At 67.9% G+C, this 8454-nt stretch carries 8 protein-coding genes; 5 read left to right on the forward strand and 3 right to left on the reverse strand.

Features of this window, described 5'->3' with window-relative positions; all coding sequences use genetic code 11:
* Nucleotides 1-288 precede the first annotated feature (288 nt).
* Nucleotides 289-723 carry a pyridoxamine 5'-phosphate oxidase family protein gene (locus ABLA28_RS09105; protein WP_299301365.1) on the forward strand — a complete coding sequence of 145 codons (435 nt, stop codon included), beginning with the start codon at nucleotides 289-291 and terminating at the stop codon, nucleotides 721-723.
* A 28-nt stretch (nucleotides 724-751) separates the two neighbouring features.
* Here the strand turns inward: ABLA28_RS09105 and ABLA28_RS09110 are convergent, their stop codons facing one another.
* The 3 genes from ABLA28_RS09110 to ABLA28_RS09120 form a co-directional block, all read right to left on the reverse strand.
* Nucleotides 752-1621 (reverse strand): GNAT family N-acetyltransferase, encoded by an 870-nt coding sequence (locus ABLA28_RS09110; RefSeq protein WP_347713397.1) that lies wholly within the window; start codon nucleotides 1619-1621, stop codon nucleotides 752-754.
* Nucleotides 1612-5082 carry a hypothetical protein gene (locus tag ABLA28_RS09115; protein WP_347713398.1) on the reverse strand — a complete coding sequence of 1157 codons (3471 nt, stop codon included), beginning with the start codon at nucleotides 5080-5082 and terminating at the stop codon, nucleotides 1612-1614. Before ABLA28_RS09115 ends, ABLA28_RS09110 begins: the two co-directional genes overlap by 10 nt.
* A 210-nt stretch (nucleotides 5083-5292) precedes the next feature.
* Complete coding sequence (locus ABLA28_RS09120; RefSeq protein ID WP_347713399.1) at nucleotides 5293-5865, reverse strand: bifunctional adenosylcobinamide kinase/adenosylcobinamide-phosphate guanylyltransferase; 573 nt, start codon at nucleotides 5863-5865, stop codon at nucleotides 5293-5295.
* Nucleotides 5866-6022: 157 nt separating this feature from the next.
* On the opposite strand from ABLA28_RS09120, the gene cobS reads away from it, so the two are divergent.
* The 4 genes from cobS to ABLA28_RS09140 all read left to right on the forward strand — a co-directional run.
* Nucleotides 6023-6814 (forward strand): adenosylcobinamide-GDP ribazoletransferase, encoded by a 792-nt coding sequence (gene cobS / locus ABLA28_RS09125; RefSeq protein WP_347713400.1) that lies wholly within the window; start codon nucleotides 6023-6025, stop codon nucleotides 6812-6814.
* A 5-nt stretch (nucleotides 6815-6819) separates the two neighbouring features.
* Entirely contained in the window at nucleotides 6820-7200 is a 381-nt protein-coding gene (locus ABLA28_RS09130) for a bifunctional adenosylcobinamide kinase/adenosylcobinamide-phosphate guanylyltransferase (RefSeq protein WP_347713401.1), read from the forward strand.
* A 4-nt stretch (nucleotides 7201-7204) separates the two neighbouring features.
* Entirely contained in the window at nucleotides 7205-7987 is a 783-nt protein-coding gene (locus tag ABLA28_RS09135; RefSeq protein ID WP_347713402.1) for an HAD family hydrolase, read from the forward strand.
* A gap of 269 nt (nucleotides 7988-8256) precedes the next feature.
* A partial coding sequence (locus ABLA28_RS09140; RefSeq protein ID WP_347713403.1) for a hypothetical protein occupies nucleotides 8257-8454 on the forward strand: 198 nt, incomplete at its 3' end.

Genomic DNA, 8454 nt, shown 5'->3' on the forward strand with positions numbered 1-8454 from the left:
CCTGTAGATCGTCCGCAGCGAGACCTCGAACATCCCGGCAAGCGACTTCGCGCTCACCCTTCTGCGTTCGAGCAGCAGCATGACGATAGCGACCAGCCGGTCCATCTTCATGTTCGCACCCCCTCTCGGGCCCATTGTAATTGCTGACATACCCCTGTCAACGGCGCGCCGTAGAATGGTTCCGATTTCAAATCGTTCGCAGACTTCGTCGTCTTCGTTCGCCTGGCCTGCAAACGGTTTGAAATTGAAATCATCCCGAGGGCGGATGCCAAAACGAGGAGGAACGAAATGGACAAAAACTGGAGGACGGAGTACGGGCGGATACTGAGCGCCGCGACCGAGATCGCCCTGGCGACCTCGGTGGGCGGGGTCCCCAACGTGAGGATCGTCAACTTCTGCCAGGACCCGAAGTGCCCGGGTGCGATCTATTTCTCCACGGATCGCTCCAACGACAAGGTGGCGGAATTTGCGTCCAACGACAGGATTGCGTTCACGACCATCCCCAGGGACGGCACGGCGCACGTCCGCACCCGCGACGCGACGGTCCGCAGGAGCGGGAGGTCGATCGGCGATATGAAGGCGCTGTTTCTGGAACAGGTTCCGGGGTTCGAGGAGGCGCTCGAGGCGATCGGCGACGCCCTGGACGTCTACGAGATCCGCATCCGCGAGGCCGTCGTTGTCACCGGGTTTGACGCCCCCGGCCGCGTGAAGTTCCCGGACTGAGCGCCGGGCGGACGCCGCGCCGGAAGCGTCAGAATACGTCGTCGCCGGCGGAGAACAGGGGGATTTCCCCCAGCGCTCCGAACCCGGCGGCAAGGTAGAAGGGGACGCCCGAGGGCGTCGCCTGGAGCAGGACTTGCCGCTTCCCCCCGCGGCGGACGATCCTCAGGATCTCCGCCATCATGGCGGTCGCCACGCCGCGCCGCCGATACCGCGGCGGTACCGCAAAGTAATAGACGCCGGCAGCGGGCGAGGAGGGGTCCGAGGCCAGGAGAAAGGTCCCCGCGTCCTGCCCCTCGATGCGGGCCGTCACGAGCGTCAGGGTTCCGTCGGCCCGCATCCCGCGGACCAGGACGTGCAGGTTTCCGGGTGCGCCGGGCCCGGCGCCGAAGCCCTGCCACATGGTCTCGGCCCAGCGCTCGGCGCCCGCCTCGTCCAAAACCGGGACGAACGAGGCCTCCGGGACCCCGCCATCGGCGGGTGCGTCCGAGGGCCCGGCGCACCCGCGGCTCATGGCCAGAAGACGTCCCCTCTCCGGAAGCCCGAACCGCGGGAGGACCCCGCCGCCCTCGGGAAGGGGCCAGATGAAGGGGGCCGCACCCTCCCCGGTCGCGCACTCCCCAAAGAAGCGAAGCGCCGCATGGACCGCCTCCTCGTCCGGGGGTGCGCCGCGGCGAAAAACCCAGTTCTCCGAGGCCGAGTCGGACCCCGTGAAGAGGCAGAACCCGCCCCCCGGAAGGTCGACGGACCTGCAGCAGGACAATCCCCTGAGCCGCGTCAGAAAGAACTCCAGGTTGTCCAGGACGGCATCGAACCCCTGCCGTCCCACCTCCGCTCTTTCCGCCTCTCTCCCCATCGGATTCTCCGGGGAGGGGGCGTTCGGCATCGGCTTTACGGGCACACGCATTCCCCCTCCTCGCACAGGGCGCCCATAAGGGCGGCCTCCTCCGCATCCTCTCCGTTCGGATGACGGTCCAGGACCCTGAGGTTCGCCCCTCCGCCCTCCCGGCGGAACAGGTCGCACAGCCCCCAGGCCAGCGCCAGGGACGCGATGCGCGCCTCACGCTCCGGGAGTTCCCCCGCCGCGTCCCCCTTCAGGATGAGCCCGAAGGGCTTCCCCGCCCCCTTTTCCTCCCGAAGGATGCGGAGCGAGATTTGTCCCCTCGACAGGAGGTCGTTGGCACGCCTCAGGACGGACTCGAAGGCGAGGTCCCGCGCATAGGCCCGCAGCGCGGCGTCCGGTTCCACCCGGCCGGCGGCGTCCGCAGGGACGCGCCGACGCAGGGCGTCCCCGTATTCCCGATAGAGCCTCTCTCCCTCGTCGTCCGGACCCAGCTCCAGATAAAGGGCCCCGGCCCGCTCCATCAGATCGGCGAGCCCCTTGAGCGGCCTCCCGGCTGCGGACAGGGAACGGCTGCGGAGCTCCTCCTGCGCGAACCGGGCGTCGTCCTGAGAGGCGCCGATCTCGAAGCCGGCCCTCGACAGTTCCCTCATGCGCTCCTGAAGCGTCCTGCGCTTCTCCTCCGGCAGACACGCGGAGAGGTAATCGTCCTCGCTGCGGAACCCCTTGGCGAGCAGGCTCTTGCCGAAGGCGATCTCCTCCCGCTGAAGCAGCTCCCGCCTCGTCGCCTGCACCGTCTCCAGATCGTGCAGGCGGATCATGATCCCGTCCAGGCGGGCGCGGCTCTCGTTGCGGGCCTCCCGGCGCAGATCCAGCTGGCTGCGTAGCTCCCTGACGGACTCCTCCATGCGGCGCTCCTCGGTCTCCGGGTCCTTCGAGGCGAAGAGGACGATGCGCTGCTGCTGCAGGGCGTCCCTTTCCGTCTCGAGGTGTTTGACGAGATCCAGCTTGCCCACGGCCTCGGCCCTGAGCCCGTCCTTTTCCTTCTGAAGGGCCAGAAGGGAGGCCTGCTCCGTACAAAGGGCCCGCTCCAGCCTCTCCTTTTCCTCCGCCCTCCGCTCCCATGCGGCGGAGCGCGTGGTCAGAAGATCCAGGAGCTGACCGGGGTTGTCGTCCGGAAGGGTTTTGTAGCCGAAGAGGGAGACCTGGCCGATGAGCTCCCTGCGCACGCTGTTGAAGGACTCCTCGTGGCTCCGGATCTCCTTCTCCAGGCGCTCGGCCTCCCCCTGGCTCTGCTTGAGGCCGGAGAGCGCCTCCTGATGGTAGCGCGTCAGCTCCTCCTGACTGCCCCGGATGCGCTCCAGCGCGTCCTTGGCGGCCATCAGCTCCCGCTCGGCCTGTTCCGCGGCCGTCAGGACGTCGTAGGCCCTCTGCATCTGGTCCCTGGTCCTCTGGCGGACGCGCGCCAGCTCCTCGAGGGGCGAGACGCCGACGCCGAGCTTCAGTCCCAGCGAGGCGACCCCTTCGGTTATCGCGTCGTTCAGCAGGGCGAGCTCCCTCTGAAGCTCCTCCTCGTCCCGGGCGGCGGACAGGATTTTCTCCTCGAGCCCCGCAGCCTGGGTCTGGCGGGCCGCGGCCTCCTCCTTCAGCGCATCGAGCTCCTGCCTCGCGTCGAGAAGCTGCTGCCGCGCCGCGCCCGAGTCCGGAAAGAGCCCCCCCGCATAGGGGTGGGTCAGGGAGCCGCAGAGAGGACAGGGGGACCCATCCTGAAGAAAGGTGCGCATGTCCTCGTCCAGCGCGTCCACGCGCCGCAGCATCTCCAGGCGCTTTTCAAGCAGCCGCAGGGCCGCCTGCGCCCTCTCGATCCGCGCGGCCCGCTCGGTCTCCTTGATGCCCAGCTCCCTGCGCTCGTTCTCCATCTTCAAACGGCGGTCCAGGAGCTGACGCACCTCCTCCTGAATCTCGCGCTCCCGGTTCAGGTTCGCCGCCAGTCGGTCCATCTCCTGAATGCGCCGTTCGCCCACGGTGCAGATCTCGCGCCATTCCTCCATGGGCTTCCCCTTCAGGCTCGCCCCGAAAAACGCCTGGGCCCTCTCGAAGTTCTTCTCGACGATTCCGAACCGATGCGTGATGTCCGAGAACATCGCCTGCCTGTCGTTCAGCGTGTTCTGGGCGTCCTGCCGTCTCCGCAGGGCGTTGTCGTAGCTCTCCCTCAGCGCCTGACGGTTCTCCTGCGAGCGGGAGAACAGGCCGAAGCACTTGCGTATGCCCTCGAGGGCAGGGGCGAGCTTCTCGTCGGCCGCGTTGATCTGAAGGTACTTGCGCGCCTCCCGGAGCGAGACCCCGGTCTTCTCCAGTGCGGCCTGCTCCTGTTCCGCCCGCACGGAGACGGCGCTCAGCCTCGTCTCCAGGGCCTGGAGCTGCGCGCGTGCCTCCTTGACGGCGTTCTGGCGTTCCTGGCTCTGCTGATCCAGCTCCCGGACCGTCCGCACCGTATCCGTCAGCCTTTTTTGCGCGACGATGCGGTCCCGGAGGGTCACCTCCGCCAGGCAGAACGCCTCCTCGGCGGTCTGCGCCTCATCGCGGCAGCGGTTCATGTCGGCGCTGAGGCTCAGCTGCTCCAGCCTGTCCCGTTCCTGTTCCTTGCGCATCAGGGAGAGCGTATGGTAGGCATCTCCAAGCTCCAGGGCCTGGCGGGCCTGGTCCAGCCGTCGCCGGTCCGGGGCGAAGAGCGCCATCTCCTTCTCCCACTCCGCCCTTCTCCGGTCCAGGTCCTGGAGGTCCCGCTCCGCTTGCGCGAGCCCCTCCCCCTCGGAGGGGGCCGAGACGCTCCGCGGCCGTTCCCTTCCCCTGTCGGCCAGTTCCCGCAGGACCGAGGACAGCTCACGCCTCAGGTCCTCCGTTTCCCCTGCCGCCGGGGTTGGGCTCTGGGCCTCGCCCCGGGCTGTCCGCTCCGCTTTTTCCGCCCTGAACTTTTCGTAGGCCAGGGACTCGGTGCGGGGGTAAAGACCGTCCCCGAACAGGACGTCCAGCATCGGGGCGCGGGTCTCGGGCTCCGTCCTCAGGAGGGCGGAAAAAGCGTCCCGCCTCAGCAGGGCCGAACGCAGAAACGCCTCGAAGGAGAGCCCCGTGACCTCCTCGATCGGCTCGGACGCGTCCCGCTCCTTCGTCCCCTCCTCGATCCGGCGGAGGGTCCTCCGTGCGGGCACGACCCCCTCCCCGCCGCGGCTCAGGGTACAGGCAGCCCGGTATCGGACAGGGCGGCCCCCCTCATCCCCGGCCTCGAAGACGGCCTCGACCTCACATTCCTCTTTTTCCCCTTCCTCGCCGTCGAGCGGGGAGGGGGTCCCCACGGGGCGGGGGACGCCGCGCCCATACAGGGCGAGGCAGAGCGCTTCGAGCAGCGCCGCCCCGCTTCCGAACGCCCCGGAGGAAAGGACCCCGGAGCCGGAGAGGTCGAGGGTCCGTTCCTCCGGGGGGGTGCCGCCGCAGATCATTTTTATTTGAAGGATACGCATCATCAGGAACTTGAGCCCCTTCCCGGAAAAACAGCGATTGAATCGCTCGAGTCCATGGAGTCCCAAACGGAAGCGCTGATTAAAACAAAAACGCATGCCTTGCCAAGGAAAAAATGCAGAACATCTGCAGGCAAAAATCTCCCGCGCTTCTTCAGCCGGCCTCCTCCGCCGTTACGCCAACATTATAACGTAATGCCGCGCGCGGCCTTTCCCTCAGATCCCCGACAAGGCCCCCGGCAAAATTCCCGGCATGGCGCCCCTGACCAGCCTGGGAAGCCCGAAGGCGCATTCCACGGCGGCGTCGGCCTCCTTCGCCAGGAGGACGTGGAGCGCACCCAGGACGCGGAGGTAGGCGTCGGTCCCCGCTTCGTGGCGTATGCCGTCGCAGAACGCGTCGTTCGACACGATCAGCAGGTTGGCCGTGCGGTCCCGCAGCATCAGGGCCGTGCTGTGGATCTTCCCGACGGTCCTCTCCGCGTCCACGATGTCTCCGTCCTCGCCGAAGAGCTCGTTGGCCGTCCAGTTGCCCAGACACTCCAGCAGGACCGTCGCGTCCCGCGGCAGCGAGGGAAGGACGCCCTCCAGGTCCCGGGGGCGCTCGAGCGTCGAGAAGCCGCGCCCCTGCCGCGCCGTTTGGTGGAGCTCGACGCGGCGGCGCATCTCGTCGTCGAGGACGCGCGCCGTGGCCAGGTAGACGCGCGGTCCCGACGGGGAGAGCGCCATCGCGGCCCGCTCGGCCCACTCGCTCTTTCCGCTGCGTACCGCTCCCGAGACGAAGACGAACATCTTGCTGTCAGCGTTCCTCCTTATTTTGACCCCACTTTTTCCAGCAGGTCCTAATTTTATTTTAAGTTTCACGTGTACAATGACGTTATCCGTTTTTTCGTATGGGGTCAAGGGGGCGCTGTCCCCTTGCGGGGTGCAGGGGCAGCGCCCCTGCGTAATGAGCAAGAAGAAGGAGGCGCGGATCATCGATATGATACGGTCTTTTCTGATCGCCTGCTCCTTTCTGACGGTACTGCCCGTGCCGAGGCCGGACTGGACGGAGCGGAACACGCGTTTTTTCAGCCTCGCGCTTCCCCTAGTGGGGTTTGTGCTCGCCGCGGCGTGGCTTGCGGCCTTCCTCCTTTTGTCGTGCTGGGACGTGACGCCCCTCCTGAGGGGCGTCCTCATGGGGCTTGTCGTCCTTGCCGTCACGGGGGGGCTCCACAGGGACGGACTCATGGATTCCTGCGACGCTATCTTCTCCCGCAGGGACCGGGAGACGCGCCTGAGAATCCTGTCGGACCCCCATTCCGGCGCGTTCGCCGTGACGGGCTGCGTCGCCGTCTCGCTCCTGCAGAGCGCCGTCTTTGCGGAGCTCTTCGCCCGCCCGGGGGGTGGGACGCCGCTGCTCCTCCTGGCCGCGATCCCCGTCTGGTCGCGCCTGGGGCTTGGCCTGCTGCTGAACGCGCTTCCGTTCGCCAGGGACGACGGGCTGGCCCGTGCGCTGGGTACGGCGAGGACGCCGCGCCACACCGCTGTCCTCATCCTCGGAGCTGGGGCGTTCGCGGCGGCCCTCGCGGGGCTCGAGGGCGTGCGCGCGCTGGTCCTCCCCGCCGTCTGGCTCGCCGTCCTGCTGCTTTGGGAGCGCTGCTGCACGAGGGGGTTCGGCGGGATTACGGGGGACCTGCTGGGCGCGTTCGCGGAGCTCTCGGAGACGGCGATGCTCCTGGCCCTGGTGGTTATGAGGTGAGGGGGATGCATCTGATCCTTGGCGGAAGGTTTATGGGCAAGCGGGCCTATGCGGAGTCGCTCTACGGGCCCTTCGCCGCCCTCTGCGACCTGAGCCGCGACGAGCCCGAGTCCATGACGGACGCGGCGGTCGTGATCAACCTTCAGGACGGCGTCCGTACCCTGCTGCTGCGTGGCTCCGACGTGCGGGCGTTTTTCGAGGCGCGCATGGAGCACCTGAGGCGGTGCGTCCTGATCGGCGACGAGATCGGGGGCGGCATCGTCCCCATGGACCCGTTCGAGCGGCGCTGGCGGGACGAGACGGGGTTTCTGTACCAGTTCCTGGCGCGGGAGGCGGAGACCGTCGACCGGGTCTGGGCGGGGATCCCCGTTCGGATGAAGGGGTGAGGGCATGGGGCGCAGGTACGTGTTCTTCGATATCGACGGCACCCTGGTAAGCTACGCGGGGGGAACCGGCCATATCCCCGACGCCACGCGCAGGGCCGTGGAGCTGCTGCGGCGGAACGGGCACGTCCCGGCCATCGCGACGGCCCGGGGAGCCTTTCTGGCCCGCGGGGTGGCCGAAGAGCTGGGCATCGGGCTCCTCGTCTGCTGCTGCGGCGCCCACATCCTGAACGGCACGGAGGTCCTGAGCGCGGTATGGCTCCCCGAAGGGGCGCTCCGCCGCCTGCGCGGGACGGTGTCGGAGGGGTTCGTCCGTTCCGCGGCGCTCGACGACCGCTGCGTCTACATGGACGACGAGGACGAGGCCGTCAGGGACTACCTCGACGGGCAGGCGGGATACCCCTGCATCCGGCCCGTGGCGGAGCTGCGCCGGGCGTTCCTGATGTACTCCTTCTCGCCCGATCCGTCCGCCTCCCCGCTCTTCCGGGAGCCGATCGAGGGCGTCGTGCTCGACCGCACGCAGCATTTCATCGAGGCGCGTCCGGCCGGGACCTCGAAGTGGAGGGGCATCCTGGAGGCCGCGCGCTGTCTCGGGTTCGCTCCCGGCGACGTCGTCGCGTTCGGCGACGGGGCCAACGATGCGGAGATGCTGCGCGGCGCGTCCGTCGGGGTCGCGGTGGGGGGCGCCCCGGACGCGGTCAAGGCCGCGGCCGACCTCGTGACGGACGACATCGATGCGGGAGGGATCCTGAGGGCCTGCGCCGAGCTGGGACTGACCGACGGGGCGTAGGCCGGGGAAGCCGTGTTGGGACGCGTTGAGCCTCGGGTGCGGCACCATGGCGGTTCGAGACGAAGGACATCATGAGAATGTGGTTGATGTGCGGGGAATAACGCGGCCGATGTCTCGACAAAGCTGTCGCGGCCTTTGGGGGAGACCGGAAGGACGCGAAGAAAAGCGATTCTGATAGCCGGGGGATCCTCATATCATGGAGGCGAGAGGCCGATGGGTGCGCATGTCGGGAATTGGGCGACAACGATTGAAGACAAGAGGACGGCGAAATGACGCCGCTGCGTTTTGTGCTGGGGCTTCTGTGGCTGGCGGGGGCGTCGGCCTGGATGCTGCCTCCGCCCTGTATAAATCTTTGGCGGGCATGGGGGTATCACAGCGCCCGGCCCGGGGCCGGAAATGGAAACTTCGCCGTCATGGGGGCGATGAAGCAGCTTTGTTTCATCGCGTCGGGCATCGTCGCGGGCCTG

Source organism: uncultured Fretibacterium sp. (assembly GCF_963544685.1).
Classification (GTDB): Bacteria; Synergistota; Synergistia; order Synergistales; family Aminobacteriaceae; genus CAJPSE01.

Excerpts from the sequence above, each read along its gene's own strand:
- ABLA28_RS09105 (WP_299301365.1), top strand. The coding sequence starts at position 289 with ATGGACAAAAACTGGAGGACGGAGTACGGGCGGATACTGAGCGCCGCG.
- ABLA28_RS09120 (WP_347713399.1), bottom strand. The coding sequence starts at position 5,865 with ATGTTCGTCTTCGTCTCGGGAGCGGTACGCAGCGGAAAGAGCGAGTGG.
- cobS (WP_347713400.1), top strand. The coding sequence starts at position 6,023 with ATGAGCAAGAAGAAGGAGGCGCGGATCATCGATATGATACGGTCTTTT.
- ABLA28_RS09135 (WP_347713402.1), top strand. The coding sequence starts at position 7,205 with ATGGGGCGCAGGTACGTGTTCTTCGATATCGACGGCACCCTGGTAAGC.
- ABLA28_RS09115 (WP_347713398.1), bottom strand. The coding sequence starts at position 5,082 with ATGATGCGTATCCTTCAAATAAAAATGATCTGCGGCGGCACCCCCCCG.
- ABLA28_RS09130 (WP_347713401.1), top strand. The coding sequence starts at position 6,820 with ATGCATCTGATCCTTGGCGGAAGGTTTATGGGCAAGCGGGCCTATGCG.